At 39.6% G+C, this 16,171-nt stretch carries 20 protein-coding genes; 6 read left to right on the forward strand and 14 right to left on the reverse strand.

Annotation, left to right across the window (positions count from 1 at the left end; all coding sequences use genetic code 11):
* Positions 1 to 810: NADP-dependent oxidoreductase (locus WDC_RS07750; RefSeq protein WP_191978663.1), on the reverse strand; the 810-nt coding region annotated here is incomplete at its 3' end.
* A 167-nt stretch (positions 811 to 977) separates the two neighbouring features.
* Between WDC_RS07750 and WDC_RS07755 the strand changes: the two genes are divergently transcribed.
* The gene (locus tag WDC_RS07755; protein WP_044011299.1) at positions 978 to 1,313 is read left to right on the forward strand and encodes an ArsR/SmtB family transcription factor; all 336 of its coding nucleotides are present in this window, start codon (positions 978 to 980) and stop codon (positions 1,311 to 1,313) included.
* On the opposite strand, the gene WDC_RS07760 is transcribed toward WDC_RS07755, so the two are convergent.
* From WDC_RS07760 to WDC_RS07770, 3 genes are read right to left on the reverse strand one after another with little or no spacing between them, the layout of a single operon-like run.
* On the reverse strand, positions 1,260 to 2,210 hold the full coding sequence (locus tag WDC_RS07760; RefSeq protein WP_082040961.1) for an aldo/keto reductase: 951 nt from the start codon (positions 2,208 to 2,210) through the stop codon (positions 1,260 to 1,262). The two genes, WDC_RS07755 and WDC_RS07760, sit on opposite strands and share 54 nt — an antisense overlap.
* Positions 2,211 to 2,240: 30 nt before the next feature.
* A complete protein-coding gene (locus tag WDC_RS07765; protein WP_044011300.1) occupies positions 2,241 to 2,990 on the reverse strand; it encodes an SDR family oxidoreductase in 750 nt (249 codons plus the stop codon).
* Positions 2,990 to 3,541 (reverse strand): DapH/DapD/GlmU-related protein, encoded by a 552-nt coding sequence (locus WDC_RS07770; RefSeq protein WP_044011301.1) that lies wholly within the window; start codon positions 3,539 to 3,541, stop codon positions 2,990 to 2,992. The genes WDC_RS07765 and WDC_RS07770 overlap by 1 nt, the downstream gene beginning before the upstream one ends.
* A gap of 119 nt (positions 3,542 to 3,660) precedes the next feature.
* Between WDC_RS07770 and WDC_RS07775 the strand changes: the two genes are divergently transcribed.
* The 3 genes from WDC_RS07775 to WDC_RS07780 all read left to right on the forward strand — a co-directional run bounded on the left by WDC_RS07775 (position 3,661) and on the right by WDC_RS07780 (position 5,336).
* Positions 3,661 to 4,539, forward strand: coding sequence for a LysR family transcriptional regulator (locus WDC_RS07775; protein ID WP_044011302.1), 879 nt, complete (start codon positions 3,661 to 3,663; stop codon positions 4,537 to 4,539).
* Positions 4,540 to 4,745: 206 nt separating this feature from the next.
* The gene (locus WDC_RS09540; protein WP_263640396.1) at positions 4,746 to 4,910 is read left to right on the forward strand and encodes a type II toxin-antitoxin system HicA family toxin; all 165 of its coding nucleotides are present in this window, start codon (positions 4,746 to 4,748) and stop codon (positions 4,908 to 4,910) included.
* Positions 4,911 to 4,937: 27 nt separating this feature from the next.
* Positions 4,938 to 5,336, forward strand: a complete 399-nt coding sequence (locus tag WDC_RS07780) for a type II toxin-antitoxin system HicB family antitoxin (protein ID WP_044011303.1) — start codon at positions 4,938 to 4,940, stop codon at positions 5,334 to 5,336.
* 72 nt (positions 5,337 to 5,408) lie between these two features.
* Here WDC_RS07780 and WDC_RS07785 read toward each other — a convergent pair whose 3' ends face one another.
* Together WDC_RS07785 and WDC_RS07790 are read right to left on the reverse strand one after the other, a co-directional pair.
* Positions 5,409 to 5,762 carry an MmcQ/YjbR family DNA-binding protein gene (locus WDC_RS07785; RefSeq protein WP_044011304.1) on the reverse strand — a complete coding sequence of 118 codons (354 nt, stop codon included), beginning with the start codon at positions 5,760 to 5,762 and terminating at the stop codon, positions 5,409 to 5,411.
* Positions 5,763 to 5,799: 37 nt separating this feature from the next.
* Complete coding sequence (locus tag WDC_RS07790) at positions 5,800 to 8,331, reverse strand: M1 family metallopeptidase (RefSeq protein ID WP_044011305.1); 2,532 nt, start codon at positions 8,329 to 8,331, stop codon at positions 5,800 to 5,802.
* Between the two features lie 157 nt (positions 8,332 to 8,488).
* Between WDC_RS07790 and WDC_RS07795 the strand changes: the two genes are divergently transcribed.
* Positions 8,489 to 8,830 carry a DUF6442 family protein gene (locus WDC_RS07795; RefSeq protein WP_044011306.1) on the forward strand — a complete coding sequence of 114 codons (342 nt, stop codon included), beginning with the start codon at positions 8,489 to 8,491 and terminating at the stop codon, positions 8,828 to 8,830.
* A gap of 4 nt (positions 8,831 to 8,834) precedes the next feature.
* Positions 8,835 to 9,044 (forward strand): helix-turn-helix transcriptional regulator, encoded by a 210-nt coding sequence (locus WDC_RS07800; RefSeq protein WP_044011307.1) that lies wholly within the window; start codon positions 8,835 to 8,837, stop codon positions 9,042 to 9,044.
* A gap of 45 nt (positions 9,045 to 9,089) precedes the next feature.
* Here the strand turns inward: WDC_RS07800 and nudC are convergent, their stop codons facing one another.
* From nudC to WDC_RS07840, 8 genes are all read right to left on the reverse strand, one after another.
* On the reverse strand, positions 9,090 to 9,941 hold the full coding sequence (gene nudC / locus WDC_RS07805; RefSeq protein WP_044011308.1) for an NAD(+) diphosphatase: 852 nt from the start codon (positions 9,939 to 9,941) through the stop codon (positions 9,090 to 9,092).
* A 128-nt stretch (positions 9,942 to 10,069) separates the two neighbouring features.
* The gene (locus WDC_RS07810) at positions 10,070 to 11,653 is read right to left on the reverse strand and encodes a cation:proton antiporter (protein WP_044011309.1); all 1,584 of its coding nucleotides are present in this window, start codon (positions 11,651 to 11,653) and stop codon (positions 10,070 to 10,072) included.
* 28 nt (positions 11,654 to 11,681) lie between these two features.
* Positions 11,682 to 12,239: a DapH/DapD/GlmU-related protein gene (locus WDC_RS07815; protein ID WP_044011310.1), complete on the reverse strand. Its 558-nt coding sequence runs from the start codon at positions 12,237 to 12,239 to the stop codon at positions 11,682 to 11,684.
* Between the two features lie 28 nt (positions 12,240 to 12,267).
* Positions 12,268 to 13,026: a carboxymuconolactone decarboxylase family protein gene (locus WDC_RS07820; RefSeq protein ID WP_044011311.1), complete on the reverse strand. Its 759-nt coding sequence runs from the start codon at positions 13,024 to 13,026 to the stop codon at positions 12,268 to 12,270.
* Positions 13,027 to 13,038: 12 nt separating this feature from the next.
* The gene (locus WDC_RS07825) at positions 13,039 to 13,881 is read right to left on the reverse strand and encodes an SDR family oxidoreductase (protein ID WP_044011312.1); all 843 of its coding nucleotides are present in this window, start codon (positions 13,879 to 13,881) and stop codon (positions 13,039 to 13,041) included.
* A 209-nt stretch (positions 13,882 to 14,090) separates the two neighbouring features.
* On the reverse strand, positions 14,091 to 14,726 hold the full coding sequence (locus WDC_RS07830) for an NAD(P)H-binding protein (protein WP_044011313.1): 636 nt from the start codon (positions 14,724 to 14,726) through the stop codon (positions 14,091 to 14,093).
* A 25-nt stretch (positions 14,727 to 14,751) separates the two neighbouring features.
* Positions 14,752 to 15,123 (reverse strand): nuclear transport factor 2 family protein, encoded by a 372-nt coding sequence (locus WDC_RS07835; protein WP_044011314.1) that lies wholly within the window; start codon positions 15,121 to 15,123, stop codon positions 14,752 to 14,754.
* A gap of 96 nt (positions 15,124 to 15,219) precedes the next feature.
* Positions 15,220 to 16,101 (reverse strand): LysR family transcriptional regulator, encoded by an 882-nt coding sequence (locus WDC_RS07840; RefSeq protein WP_044011315.1) that lies wholly within the window; start codon positions 16,099 to 16,101, stop codon positions 15,220 to 15,222.
* Between the last annotated feature and the right edge of the window lie 70 nt (positions 16,102 to 16,171).

A 16,171-nucleotide genomic window follows, 5' to 3' on the forward strand; every position in this document is an offset into this window, starting at 1 on the left:
GAATTCTTTTTCTAATTTTGTTATTTTCCTTGAAGCAACAGTAATTGCAGCCGTTTTCCACCAAGATAATCCAAATGATTGCGCAAATCGTCGATTTGGTGTCCCCGACACTGATACAATTTTACCGTTTGGTTTCAAAATTTTGAATGCATTCTCTAAACTCTTGCCGCCAAGCGTATCAAATACATAATCATAATTTGACAAGACATCTTCAAAATTAGTTTGGTGGTAGTCGATTACTTCATCTGCACCCAAGGATTTAACGAAGTCAGTATTTTTGCTGCTCGTGGTTGTTGCGACATAAGCGCCCATCGTTTTGGCTACTTGAATCGCCATGGACCCAACGCCACCAGCACCCGCTTGAATTAAGACCTTGTCATTTGGTTTGACTGCCAAAATATCATGTAATGCCTGGTAACTTGTTAACCCAACTAGTGGAATTGCAGCGGCTTCCTCCAGCGATAAGTTGCTCGGTTTCAACGCAATATCGTCCTGATTACTGGCGATATACTCTGCAAATGTGCCAATTCGATTCTTAGCCGCGCGACCAAATACCTCGTCACCAATCTTAAACTTTGTCACCCTACTACCGACCTGCTCAACCACCACGGCAAAATCATTTCCTAGTATTAATGGCATCTTATATTTAAGTAGTATCTTTAGCCCACCCGCCATAATCATAGAATCAATCGGGTTAAGACTGGCAGCAACAATTTTGATTAAGACATCCTCTGCACCCATCGTAGGAATATCTACTTGTTCCAATGTTAAATTCTTTTGACCATACTGGTGAATGACCGCAGCTTTCATAGTTGGTTTCATAATTATTTCCTTTCGTTTAACGGTTTAATCTTTTAAACCAAACGTTTTTCAAATCATAAACTATTTCTTTTTTGCTGTCAATCTTTACCACATTTGACAAAAGTAATCGCTAATGGTTTAATGGTTTAAATATTTAAACCACAAAAGGAGTTACTATGACCGATTTTAACCAGCTTAAAAATGAATTCAACGACGTCAGCGAGTTTCTCGTTGCAATCGGTGACGAGACCAGACAAACTATCATCATCACTTTGATAGAGCACACTAATGATGGTGGTTTACGAGTGAACGATTTAACTGAGGCAACTGGCCTGTCACGCCCGGCAATTTCACATCATTTAAAAATATTAAAACAATCTGGCTTAGTGAGTTTTCGGAGCGAAGGCACTAAAAACTTCTACTATCTTTCTCATGACACTGGTGACATGAATAAGTTGTCAGATTTGCTTGATAATATTAGAGACTGCATTGCGGAGGCACAAAACAACTAATAAAATAGATTCAGGTGTTCCATCATAACTCGATAACTTACCGCCAAAGACCGGATATACACTAGCATCCCCATAATCCAACGGTTTCACATTCTTCAATTTTTCCATATCAGCAGCTGAAATTTCAAAATCAATTTCCGCATTTGCTGCCATATGTGCTGGATTTTCAGTTTTTGGTAACACCACGGTGCTTAACTGCCAGTCATAGCGAATTGCTAATTGTGGCACACTAACGTCGTACTTAGCAGCCATTTTTTCAATTTCTTGATCCTGCAAAGCTAATCCATGCGCAATCGGTGAAAATGCCTCAACTGCAATGTCATTAGTTTGAGAATACTGAATCAATTCCAACGGCGTGGAAGCAATATGTGACAAGATTTGGTTAACCGCTGGATTAGTTGCGCTATGTTTAATTAAGTTGTCTAAATCTTCAGGCTGAAAACTAGAAACACCAATCGATTTTAATTTACCTGCTTTGACTGCGTCTTCCATTGCACGCCAAGTCTCGAGGTTTCCCTCAAAGTGGCGATCACTTGATTGGTTCACTTCTAGCCATGGTTGTGGATTATGAATAATCATCATGTCCAAATAATCCAGCCCCATTTTGGCCAATGTTTCATCGATTGATTTTTTAGCTTCATCATAATTTTTAATTTCTGCAGCTACTTTGGAGTTCACAAATATTTGGTCGCGGGGAATCCCAGCCGTTCGAATACCTTCACCAACTCCGCGTTCGTTGCCATAAGCTTGAGCCGTATCAATATGCCGATACCCAATTTTCAATGCGCTGCGAGCTGCATCAGCTACTTTATCATCATCTATTTCCCAAGTTCCTAAGGCAAACCGTGGGATTTTGTTACCATCATTTAGCGTGTACGTTTCATCAAAAACTGTCATTTTTTCTCCTTTAATCTGAATCACTCAAATTTAAACTGTTTGTCCGGTAGGTCGAATAATCATTTCGTTCACAGCCATGTTAGCTGGTGTATCAATGACAAATGCGACTGCTTGGGCAATCTCATCTGCGTCTAACGCCGCCATTTCTGCACCTGGTTGTTTCATTGCTTCCTCCAGGCCCTCCTTAACTGCTTCATTATTAATTGAATTGAATAGTTCCGTTTTGACTGACCCTGGTGCAATGACGGTTGTCTTAATATTGTTGCCATATTCCTCTTGACGCAGGCCTTTCATAATTGCTCGCACGGCATATTTTGTACCTGAGTAAGCAGCATAACCTGGCAATACTTCATATCCTAAAACAGATGATGTTGAAATAATGTGCCCACTGTTTTGTTGTTTCATCACAAGCAATGCAGACGCAATTCCATTCAACACACCTTTTACGTTGATGTCTAACATTTGTTGCCATTCATCACGGGCAACTTGATCTAAATTATTTACGGGCATAATGCCCGCACTATTGAACAGGACGTCTACTCGACCAAATTCAGCAACGGTGCCATCAATTACCGCCTGAACATCGTTTGCCTTTGTTACATCAGCTTTAAAAATTTTAATTTGGGCAGTTGGGTTACTCTTTTTTATTTCTTCCAATCTATCCAACCGTCGTGCGGCCAAACTTAATTTAGCGCCCTTACTAGCCAATAAATTAGCGGTTGCGGCACCAATGCCACTCGAAGCGCCCATAATTACTACGACTTTATCTTGAATACTCATTATTTGTGTTCTCCCTTTGATTCGATTGTTTTAATAATTCGTGCCGGTACCCCAGCCACAATTGTATTGGCTGGCACATTGTGGGTTACGACCGCACCAGCCCCGACAATGGCATTTTCACCAATTGAAACTCCTGGCGTCACAGTGACATTCGCACTTAGCCAGGCATTATCGTGAATATACACTGGTTGTAAATCCAAATTCCTGCGGTCTTCTGGTTCGATGCGATGGTTAACTGATGCAATTGTCACATTGGGACCAATTAATGCGTGATCACCGATGTAAATTCCGCCTAAGTCAGTGAACATCGAACCACTATTGATAAACACGTACTTGCCAATATGCAAGTTGCGGCCAAAATCGGTTCGAAATGGTAATCTGATTTCAGTTGTTTCATCAATATGTTCGTTTGTAATTTGACTGACAATCTCTTTAATTTCCGTTTGATTGAGCGTCTGTGCATTCAATTGCTGCAATAGCTTTTGATTAATTGCATTAATTTCTTCAATTTCATCGTACGCTGCGGTACCCAAATTAACTTTTGCTGTCAACAAAACACCTCCATTTCTGTTGTTTGATTGACTAAAGTATACATAGCACTTAGAATAATGTTAAATAATTATTGAACATCAATATTCATAACATTTAATTATAGAAAGGACCGACTGATTTGGATATTCGAGTATTACGATACTTCGTTGTAATAGCACAAGAACAAAATATTTCGCGCGCGGCTGACCAACTGCACGTTTCACAACCAGCATTATCACGCCAAATTGCCGACTTAGAAACTGAACTAGGAACGCAACTGTTCACCCGTGCTCACCGTCATATCCAATTGACACAGGAAGGGTATTATTTACTGGAACGCGCACAAGAAATCATTGGCCTGGTTAACAAAACTACATACAACTTACAAAAACGGGATGTAATTAGCGGCACTCTTGATATCGGTGCCGGTGAAAGTGTAGGCTTGCGTCCCATCATGCAAACAGTCCAAGAGATTCTCCAAAAATACCCGGAAGTTCGAGTTAATTTACGGAGCGGCGACGCCGAAGATATTTTACCGAAAATCGATGCTGGTGTGCTTGAGTTCGGAGTCATCATGGGCCATCGTCAATTCAATAATTACAACATGCTCGTATTGCCAGATGACAATCGATGGGGCATTATTATGCGTAAAGATGAAAAATTGACCGAAAACGTCAGTATTTCTCCGAGTGATTTATTAGGTCGCCCCCTAATAATTTCAGCACAAGCACAAAAAAACGGACCATTTCAAAACTGGAGTAATGGTTTGTTTGACCAGTTTCATGTCATTGGTTCGTCAAATCTGATTTTCAATGCCAGTTTATTGGTTGAGACCGGTGCTGGGATGGCCTTAACTTATGAACATTTAGTGGACACTTCTCCTGACAGCAACTTAGTCTTTCGACCGCTTAAGCCTGAGCTGGCCGAACCTAACACTCTAATCTGGAGTAAGAACCGCAGTTTACCAAATGTTAGTCAGCTATTTTTGGATAAGTTACAAGATAATATTTCGAAGTAAAAAAACTCATCCATACCGAATTAGGTACACGATGAGTTTTTCCCTTGTTATTAATGTTTTTATGAATTTATTTCGTACCTAATTTTTAATGACTCACTTAATATTTTTACTGAAATATAAGTTAAATATGCTGATCATTAAAGATTGACACGTATAACACACGTGTTATTATTAGGAGGTAGAGTAAGATTGATTCTAGAGCTGTCATCAAAATATTGAGACTACATGGTTGGTATAACGTCAGGATTAGCGGAGATCATTGGCACTTTAAAAATGATAACATCCCCGGTATTGTTACAGTGCCACACCCAAGAAAAGATATCTCAAAAGGAACATTAAATAGTATCTGGAAGCAAGCTGGCCTTAAATAGATTTATTTGAAAGGAGATAACAATAACATGAAATATTTATACTTTGCTGTATTAAAACCGACGAAAAATAACAGCAGAATAGAAGTTGCATTCCCTGACTTGGACCCTCACGCTGCCACCTTTGGTAAAAGCTTATCCGATGCATTACACATGGCTCATGATGCGTTGGAAGGTTATTTGCTCACTGTCGAAGATTTTAAAGAACAAGTATCCCAACCGAGTGTGTACGAAAATTTAACCGTTAAACCAGGAGAAATGTTAGTACCCATTGAGGCAGACACAACCCTTGCACGTGAACGGGAACAAAACCAAGTCGTCAAAAAGACATTAACAATTCCCAAATACCTCAACGATCTGGGTAACGCCAATAAAATTAATTTTTCGGCCACATTAACCAATGCTTTGAAACAAAAACTTGATGCGTAGTAAAAAGGCGATCTAATAAGCAGAAGATACTTCTGTGATTAGATTGCCTTTTTTAGTTTACTTTATATCATTTTACTTACCAGTCAATTCATAACTAGCATCAATAAAATTACAAATTTGGTCGTTATCAACTAAATCAATTCGAATTGAAATCCAATTACTATTATTCATGTGATATGCCGGCAAAAATCCTTTTTCGGATTGCAAAATATCGACTGTTTCTGGATTCAATTTGATGTCCATTATATCCTCAATCTTATTGCCTTCCAGTCCAAGGTTTTCAGATTTGACATCCATAATAATGGCATACCATTTTCGGTTCTGCTGATGGCGTAATACCGCGTACTGAGGATATTTTTTCCATAAATACTCTGGCTTTGTGCCATATTTTCCTTGAGTATATTGAAATATTTCTTCACGTGTCATTGCATGCCTCTACTATTTAAAAATTTACGTCAAACTACTAAATTACTTTAGCAACCGCCACATTCACCGCATCCTTTTGCGCTTCAACCAATGCCACGCGACTATCAATCACCTTAATATCCATTGTAATTTCACGGGTTAACCCTGGTGTATTCACCTTAGGCTCAAAAAAGGCCTTAAACTCTGCCAGTCGTTCCGGCGTACGGAAAATTCGCGACGTCACTGTAATATAAGTTGAAAATTCCATATCACCACCGACTGTATCCTCCAACCATTGCCAGTCATTTCTGATCCAGTCCCAAGCAGCTTGTTGACCAGCATCATTGGCTAACAAGCCACGGTACCAAGCTCGTAAATCCTGCGGCTTAATGGTTTGCGCATCTTCAAAGCTTTCAATCAATCGTGCAATCAATGTTACATCAGGTGTACTTGTCAAAGCTGCACAGATATCAGACTTGTAACTAGCATCCGAAGAATCGCGGTAAGCTTGCAATAATTCATTAAATAACTTTTCACTACCAAAGTTTTTAACTTCATTACTCAAGACAAAGGCACGAATATCAGCTGGTAATGTCGCTAATTTAGCTTCATTGTTTGTAAATAACTCATGTGCTGATGCAATTGCAGCAGCATTTTTAGCGTACAATGCTGCACTCAAAACGTACGGACGAGTCAATTGGTCGTCATTGGATTCGCCTTTTTGCGGTGTCCAACCCAAACGACCAACTTGCCCCGCGCTCAATTTATCAAAGAGTGCTTGCAACGCTTTTTCTTCATCAGAATCAGGAGCTACAAATTTCTTTAAGTTACCAGCAACTTGGTATAACGCAGCATTGACCACGTTCGAGTGACTGTCAGCAAAATCGGCCAACAAAGGAACCACTTTTGCATACGAAATTTGGCGACCTTCAGCCAGCAAACGCAAGTCCTGTAATAACTGCAGCTGTGAAATAGCATCTAGCGAATTCAGGTTAGCTAAAATATCATTCAGTAATGTGTCATCATACTTAACAATAAAGTGTGAGTCATTCTCAACATTGGCTCTAAATGGCTGACCATTATCCTCCCGTAACTTAGCATAGTCGCCCAACTCAACTGATGCATCTGCAAAAATCTTAGGTGCAGCGTCGTAGTTGCTGTTGAGTGGAATTTGCCACTGTCGACCAGTTTCGTTACCCTGACTGATGAAGAATTGTTGTTGTGATAATGTCAATTGACCATCAACAACCGTGGCAGTGACAACCGGATAACCCGGTTGCTCCAACCAAGAGTTCATAATGGCGCCCACGTCGAGATTAGCTGCTTTCCCGATAGCACTCCATAAATCAGCACCGGTCGCATTACCATATTGATGAGCCGCAAAGTAATTCTTCAACCCTGCCCGTAAGGCACCATCCCCAACTAGTGCACGCATCATTACTAACATCCGGGCACCCTTGGCATACACAATGGCTGAATCGAACAACGCATCGATTTCAGCAGGGTTTTCTACTTGCACATGGACGGATTGCACGCCATCGGTAGCGTCACGTTGCAACGCCATTGGAACATCAGATGTTTGGAACATTTCCCAGATATGCCAGTCAGGTTCAATTGCGTCAATGGCAACGTATTCCATCATATTGGCAAAGCTTTCGTTCAACCACAAATCGTCCCACCATTTCATCGTCACCAGATCACCGAACCATTGGTGAGCAAGTTCGTGAGCAATCACAGTCGCCACGAGTTGCTTCATTTCTAGGGCCGTGTTATCGGGATCAAGCACCAAATATGCTTCACGATAAGTCACTAAGCCCCAGTTTTCCATTGCACCGGCGGAAAAGTCGGGCAAGGCTAACTGCCATGAATGTGGTAGTGGATACGGTGTTTGATAGAAGTCTTCATAAAATTCAATCGAACGTTTAGCAATGTCCAAGGCAAAGTCTAACTCGTTTGCTTGATGAGCTTTGGTAGCAAAAACACCCACTTTGACCCCACTTTTAGTCGTAGTCATCTTACTTTGCAAATCACCAAAGGCAAAGGCAATCAGGTAAGTCGACATTTTAACGGTGGTGTCAAAATAATGCACGCCATTTTCAGTTTTCACTTCTGGCATGTTGCTAATAATCGTTTCGCCAGGTTGTTCGTCAAACTTAATCGCAAGGTCAAACGTGGCCTTAGCTTCTGGTTCATCGATTCCTGGGAAGGCTTGGCGGGCAAAATTAGTTTCAAACTGCGTTCCGATAATCTGCTTTTTTTCGCCGTTAACATTGTAATAGGAAGGATAAATGCCCATCATCGTATCGGTTAATGGTGCCGTATATTCAATTGTCAGAGTAACTGAGCCAGTTTGCGCTAACTCGAACCGAATAGCGTCACTCTCATCGTCAGTGGTGAACGGTATATTTTGGCCGTCCGCCAGAACAGAACTGACCGCCAAGTCCTTTTGATGGATCGCAATTGATGTCGATTTTACATCCCCTGCAATCGTTGTTTTCCCCGTAATTTGCTTAGTACCACGATTAATATCTAAATAGATATCGTAGTGTGTTGGTTGAAATGCTTCATAAAAGTGTGCCGATTCAGTCATGAGTTCCTCCTGCAATTTATAAGATTAATGCTATTATACGACTTTAAGTAAAAAGATTACCATCTGAAAGCAAATGAAAATTAGACTAGTTTGACAAGTTTACTTGTCAAATATACAATGTATATAAATAAATTTACTTGAATTGAGGTAGAAAAAAATGAATAGAGATGAAATTCTTAAAAAAAGCAGAGTTGAAAATGCCAAAGGTGATGAGCGACAAAAATATATTAATTTAAAAGCTTATGAGACTGGAATTTTTTGGATTCTTATTATCATTGTTGCTTTAATGATTATTAGCTTTATTATCCTTATTGCAACAGGTAAAGAATTCATTAATATGCAGGTGTTATCGCTATTTTTATTTCTAAGTTTAGCTGGAGAATCATTCACAAAATATCAATTCAAAAAAAATACCCATAATTTAATTATCTTTGCCCTTGCAGCCATAGCCGTAGTTGCAATACTTTGTGCTATAACGGCTAAATTTTTGGGGCTATAAAGTAATGGACACTAATAAACTCGTTTTAAAAAACAGACTCCAACAAGTAAGAAAAAAGAATAAATTATCTCAAAGACAACTTGCTGAAATGACTGGTGTTTCTCGAACTACAATTAGTTCAATTGAAACTGGACAATTCAATCCTACAGCTAAACTAGCACTCACTCTTTGTTACGCACTAGATAAAAAATTTGAGGACTTATTCTATTTCTAAAAGACTTATTTTTTTATTGAATAGTAAAAGTGAGACACTTGTTGGTTAAGCATTTTCACCATTGCGAAATGCCTCAATCATCGTCCAGGTTAAGCTGTCTTCGCGTCGTTCATCGTGCGGGATTTTGTCACGCGTAAACCACTTAGCTAACGCCAATTCGCCATCATCATTTTTATATTCACTTGTCGGATATGTATCCTTCGGTGCAAGGTCAGCAAAAAAGCCTACCAATACAGATTGGGAGAACGCCCAAGGCTGACTCTTATAATAGTGAATATTTTCAACTTCTAAGCCGGTTTCCTCATAGACTTCTCGCCTAATAGCATCCTCCAACGTTTCGCCAATCTCAACAAAACCTGCAATTAAGGCATAATGGTTATAGCCGGCACTGTATTTGGTCAATAACAATTGGTTATCATTCTTGCCCCCAACAATAATGGCTGGCGAAATTTTGGGAAATACTTGCAGTCCACAGGCTGGACAAACAAGTTTGCGCTCGCCGTTACCTAGTTCCATTTGATGACCACAATGACCACAAAATCGATTTTGCCGATACCAATTACCTAAATGTGCACCAGTCGCCGCCGCAAATGCTAACCCGCGTGGCCGAATCTGTCGCAACACATCTAATTTTTGAAACTTAAAATGACCCTGCTCATTTAAATCAATATCAGCAAAGAAAAAGCCCCGCCCTTCAACTGTGATTAAATGGACCGGCTGTTCTAGTTCAATTTCATAGTCAGCATTTAACTCGCTGTAGGTCGGTGTTCGATAAAGCTCATCTTCGGTGATTGTCAGTAATTCACCCCGACGTAAAATGATAACGTAATCCGTCGGTTCAATTTCTTTTAAAACATACTGTGCATCCAAAATATGTGGTCCAACATCTTGAAACATCCGCGTTACCTCTTTTCAGTTATTAAGATACGCATTAATAAATGTTAAATCAACTGAAAAAGTTCTAGTTTGTGAGATTGAAATACAGTATTTCAATCTCACAGACCAGAACTTTTTATAATTCAACCCTAAATCATTTGATTCCGAGGATCCAGCACCAACGATTCCGACAATAATATTTCACTATAAATTTCGTACACAATTTCTGAACTAACCACATGTCGTTTGGCTAAATCGTACAAATAGTCACGTTCCGCATCAAATGCGTACATTAACGCCCGACGTTGTTCAACACTCTGCAGGCCAGTGATTAATGCTTTATTTGCGGTAACCGCCTTCCACTGGCCGAAAAATGATATTAATGTATTTTTCTGAACTTGGTCACGTAAATCATAGATAACACTATCTTCAACTACTTGCGAAAGATTCATCGCTTTTACTTTCTCGATGCCCACCGCTACCATGCCGTGACGCAGCTGATTTAACTGAGTCGGACGGTTTTGCTCATCAACGTCAATTGGCAGAATAAACTTAAATATAATTGTTGGCACTACCATACTTAAAATAATAACTACCGTTTCAACGACCACAATAAAATTGAATAACGATTGACTAACTTCCCCACTAATTGAAAAAGTCATTGCCAATGTCACCGTTCCATGAACGCCACCTAATGCGAATAAACTGGCAGTTCGTCGACTCTTATCACCAACCCATATGCGGGCATAGACATAGCGACAAATCCATAACAACCCATATACTAGGATTCCAACTGCCAACCAACGAGCCGAATTCATAATTGTATTATATTGACTGGTAAAAATTCTGGCCAAACTAATTCCTAGTACCACGAATACAAAGCTATTTAATACTTCACCAATGAAGTTGATTAGCTGAATACCTAGGTGCATCTGACGTGGTGATGAAAAGCGGCTTCGATTAGCTTCACTATTGTGAACCAATCCCGCTGTCACCACTGCAATGATGCCGGAAACTCCGACCGCTTCAGCCAGCAGATAAATACAAAACGGCGTTAACACATAAATCAAGGTTTGCGATGAAATTACATTAAAACTGGAACGGACAAACGACTGCCGAAACGACACAACTACAAAAGCTAAAACAGCTCCTAAAATGATTCCGCCAATCGCTGATTTTAAAAATTCACCTGCATTTTGCCAAAATGATAAGTGTCCTGTAGTTAACCACAAAATAGCGGCCTGCAACAAAATAATTCCAGTTGCGTCATTGAACAATGATTCCATTTTTAGGGTATTACCCAGCGAACTAGAAAACTTGCGCCCAGTTACGACTGAATCAAATGCGGTCGCATCAGTAGGCGTGCTAATCGCGACAATCACCAGAGCGAGCGGCATAATCAAGCTAAACAATTGGTGCACAGCAAAAGCCGCAATAATTGCAGATATTGCGGCTAATAGTACTGCTGTGTTGACGATGCTTTTTGCTCGCTTGCCCACAGCCATCAGTGGAGTTGCTTGACCTTCAAAAAATAGTAAGGGCGCCAGTACAAAAATCATAAAAATTTCGTCATTAAATTCTAAGACCAAATGATTGGTCAACGGAATGAGTCCAACTAAGACCCCGACAATTAAATTAATGTACGTACTTGAAATTCCGCGAATGTAACGCGCAATAATATTACTAATTGCAACGGTCACAATCAGCACGAATGAAGAAATAAGAAGTTCCATTGGCTTTCCCCTTGGCTATTATTTTGGACTACTCAATTGTCTTAATGACTTTAGCAGGTGTTCCCACTGCAATACTGTTCGCAGGAATATCTTTTGTCACCACGGCACCCGTGCCAATGATGGCGTTCTCACCAATTGTAACACCAGGTAGCACACTAACTCTAGCTCCAAGCCAAGCATTTTTCTTGATGTGGATAGCGCCAGTTTTAACAATTCGAATGTTTTTGGGGTCATGATTGACTGTAAATAAGCCAACTCCGGGACCCATCATGACACCATCATCAATTGTGATTGAGCCCAGTGACATCATCGTTAAACTATGATTAGCATAAACGTTCTTGCCAAGCTTCACTGTATTAGCACAGTCAATCTGCATTGGCGGTGTAAAATACGTGCCGTCACGCATTTGATTATTTAAAAGTTCATTTTCTAACTCAACTAAGCGGTCTTTTTCAGCTGGATCGGTGGAGTTAATTTCAAAACAAATGTGGTCACACCGGTCGATTTCGCCATGGACTTCTCGTTGATAATTTTCATCCTTAATATTGTAGGATTCACCATTTTTTAAATCTGTAAAAACACTCATTAAAACTGTCTCCATTCAATTTCTAACATTATTTAGTTTCAGGAATTACTTCATTCAGTAAATTGACCGCAGTTAGCGTTCTTGGATAACCAATAAATGGAAGTAACACTGTCACAATATCCAACATATCCTGTTTTGAATTACCCACATTCACGTTGGCAGCGATGTGGCCCTTCACTTGTGGGTCTGCGCCACCAAGTGAAATTAGCATCGTGAAGGTCAACTTCTCTCTGGTCTGAATGTCTAAACCAGTTCGTGTATAAAAATCACCAAAACAGTTATCCGCTAAAAATTTAGCAAAATGTTGCTGGCTTTTAGGGGAATTGGCTAACATGTTATCAACATTATCACCAACAATCCCACGCACTGTTTCCAACCCTTTTTCGTAGCGATTATCTGGATTGGTTGTACTTTGACCAGGCTGTTGTTCATCTAAGCCTCTGCTTCTAAAAACGTCATTAGTGGCATTCAAAAAATCAAATACTTTGCCCAGCCCGACGTACGGCACTGCTTGATAAACAATTTCTTTAATTTCAACCGGTGTCACACCAATGTTTAAAGCCGCTGTCATCATGGCCTTGTATTCATTCAAGCATTGCATCGCAATTAGTGAGGCCAGCGTCACTTTCATTCTCAAATTATCGTCAATCTCGCTATATTGCAATACCTCATCAAAGGTAAAATCATCAAAAATTTCGATAAACTCTGGGTCAGTTTTTTTGAACGTAGAAACGTGATTTGGAAATAGTTTATCGTGATTTGCTTGCGCTTGTTCATTAACAGCCATTATATTTCTCCTTTATTCATCTGCTGGAAAATCAGTTGATGTAGCCAAATCAGTCTGACTCTTGAAGTCATCCAAATGTTTTTGAACGGTAGCAATTGTATTTTTCAGTGCTTCAGAACCAAGCACCATTCTCAATGGAGCAGGATCCTTTTCAACACTTTCAATAATACGAGCTGCCATTCGTGCTGGATCACCAGGCGCCAGACCGTTAGCTGGATCCAACATCTTTAAGAAACTATGAGCTGGATTATCGTTGTATTCCGGCATTAATTTAGCGACTTGTGCGCTCCCATATCTGAATTGTGTCCGAGCACCACCCGGTTCAACAATTGTCATGCCAATGTTGAAAGGAGCAACTTCTTGTGCAACTGATTCAACATAACCTTCAATCCCAAACTTAGTAGCGTGATACATTGAATTACCCGGATACGCAACTTGACCACCATATGAAGAAATTTGAATAATCCGACCGTGCCCTTGTTCTCTCATCTTAGGTAAGATAGAACGAATCATCTGAATTGAACCGGTTAAATCTGTTGCAATAATTTTATTAACTTGCTCATCAGTCAATTCCTCTGTAGCGCCAAACAAACCATATCCCGCGTTGTTAATTAAAACATCAATCGTGTCATATTTGGCTGATAACTGTGACACTAATTCATGCACGGAGTTAACATCAGTTACGTCCAAGACCTGTGAATCAAATGTATTGGGGTATTTGGCAACTAAGTCTTGTACCTTTGCTTCATTTCTAACGGTTCCAATCACCGTCTCGCCTGCTTCTAGCAATTGTGTTGTCAACTCGTGACCAAACCCACTACTTACACCCGTAATTAACCATGTCTTTTTTGTCATTATGAAATCTCCTTAAATTTATATTCTATCGATTTGCAACCAAAACCAACTAAGTTTCTATTTTAGTTTCCTTGCTCATCCAACAAGTCCATCATAAGCGCCAACCAATTAAAAACCTATTCCGATATTAACGGCTCATCATTAGTAATACTTATGCAAAAAAATGACTCTCGCAAGTCGACGATTCAACTTGAAGAGTCATTATCTATTTAATACATTGGACGATCGCCATCAGTACCAGGTTGCGCAATCCCTAAGCTACTAAAACTATGTAGCTGTGGTTCTTTAATCACTTTCACAATTAAATCTGCAATACTATTCCGAGAAATAATAGTGCCTTTAAACGGTTCGCCTTTTTCGGTTAATTCATAATCTATTTTTTCATCATTGTTCATATAAGCTGCACGCACAATCGTGTAATCAAGCGTTGAATCCTCGATTGCTTTGGCAGCTCGTCTAGTATCTTCCATCACTTCATGGCCGATCGATTCTTCAAGCCACCGACCAAACTCGCCAGGAACTTCGTGGTACAAGCCCAACCCGGTAACGTAAATCAGTCGTTTAACGTTTAATTGTGTCATCGCTTTAACAATGTTTTTAGCCATTGGTTCAAATTGACCACCTAAATTGGCGTAGACGATATCTTGATTTTCAATTGCAGAACTCAACTTAGCGTAATCATTAACATCGCCCTCAATAACAGTTTCACGCGCTTCATCAACATTACCTAACCGTTTTGTATTTCTTAGGTACAAAGTTAAATGGTCATCTGTTTCTGCTAGCAAACGTTGCCGGACTAATTTAGCAATCTGCCCATTTGCTCCTAAAATAACTACATTTTTCATTTGTTTCTCCTCTTTAATTTAACTATTAGTAAGTACTTGCATCTTGGCTAGCAATAATCCATTTGCCGTTTTGCTTCACAAAATGCATCTTCATTTCAAGTGGCCAGGTGTTCACACCGCCGCCCCAGACACTAGCCCGGACCTTGTTTTGGCCGATCAGACTCGCTGTATCGCCATTAATTTCAACATTTTTAACATTATCCTCGGTGGAAGAAAAATAGTGCATCTCCTCATTTTGAATTTGGTCAATCCACTCTAGTTTAGGTTGAACATAACCAGTCATATGAGTTAAATGCATTGTGGGTGCCAAAATTTCATTTAATTTATTGATATCTTTGGCTACCATTGCTACATTTTCATCGCGGTATAGTTGAATAATTTGTTCTTCATCAGTCATGCTAATCACACTTTCTTATCTTATTTACAAGTAGTATGATACCCGCACTCAAGCGATGAAACTATTCTAAATTTACCAGTAAAACATAAGTAAAGCTTATGCAAAACTTTGCTTCAATAAATCCGCAAATGATTCAATATAAAATCCTGAATTATCAGCCTTCCAAAATGCATAATATTTCTGAATCAGTTCGCGCGAGTCATTGACTAATTTGGCGGTCTTGACGATTTTGGTATCAAGCTGGCTTTCAGTGCGACTATTAACAATCAAATATCCTTGGTTAGAAGCAACCATCATTTGGGCCTCATCGTAATTTTCAACCAACTGAAATTCACTCTTAATTCCTAAAATTTCTCTGTAGTATGTTTCTTCGTTGGCCTGTTGACTATTATCAGTGATTAAAATACAGGGAATATCCACCAATTGAGCAGCATCAATCTGGTTAGCATCCCCAGGAAACGCAGTTTGACTGACTGCCACCATAAATTGGCTATCAGTTAAAAATTCATTGGCATACTCATTAGACAGTGCCCGCCGCTGGTCAGAGAAAATTAAATCCACCTGTTCTGTGCGCAATAACTCATATAACTGTTCGTGAGTTCCACTACTGATTTTAATTTTAACTTTGGGATATTCTTGTGAAAATTGTGAAACAGTCTGTAAAAATTCAGCTGTGCCAAAACTACGCAAATAGCCCACTTTTAGTTCAACTTCGTCATCTTTAGTAATTTTGATTGTATTTTGAACTAGTTGATTAACTGCTTCTAATACATCTTGGCAATGAGTATAGAAATACTGACCAGCTTCAGTAACTTCGAAGCTGCGACCAGTGCGGTTTAGCAACGCCACACCAAGGCTACCTTCAAGTTCTTTGATTTGTTGCGAAATGGCGGATTGCGAAATATCGCATTCTTCTGCTGCCCTTGTAAAGCTATGATTTTCAACCACTGCAATAAAGTATTTCATTTGCTGAAACATGAATGGCACCTCGCTTTTTTTCTTAATTATAAAACAAGAGTGGTAAAAAGTGTGAGCTTAGGCCTAGACG

This window comes from Paucilactobacillus wasatchensis (assembly GCF_000876205.1).
Classification (GTDB): Bacteria; Bacillota; Bacilli; order Lactobacillales; family Lactobacillaceae; genus Paucilactobacillus; species Paucilactobacillus wasatchensis.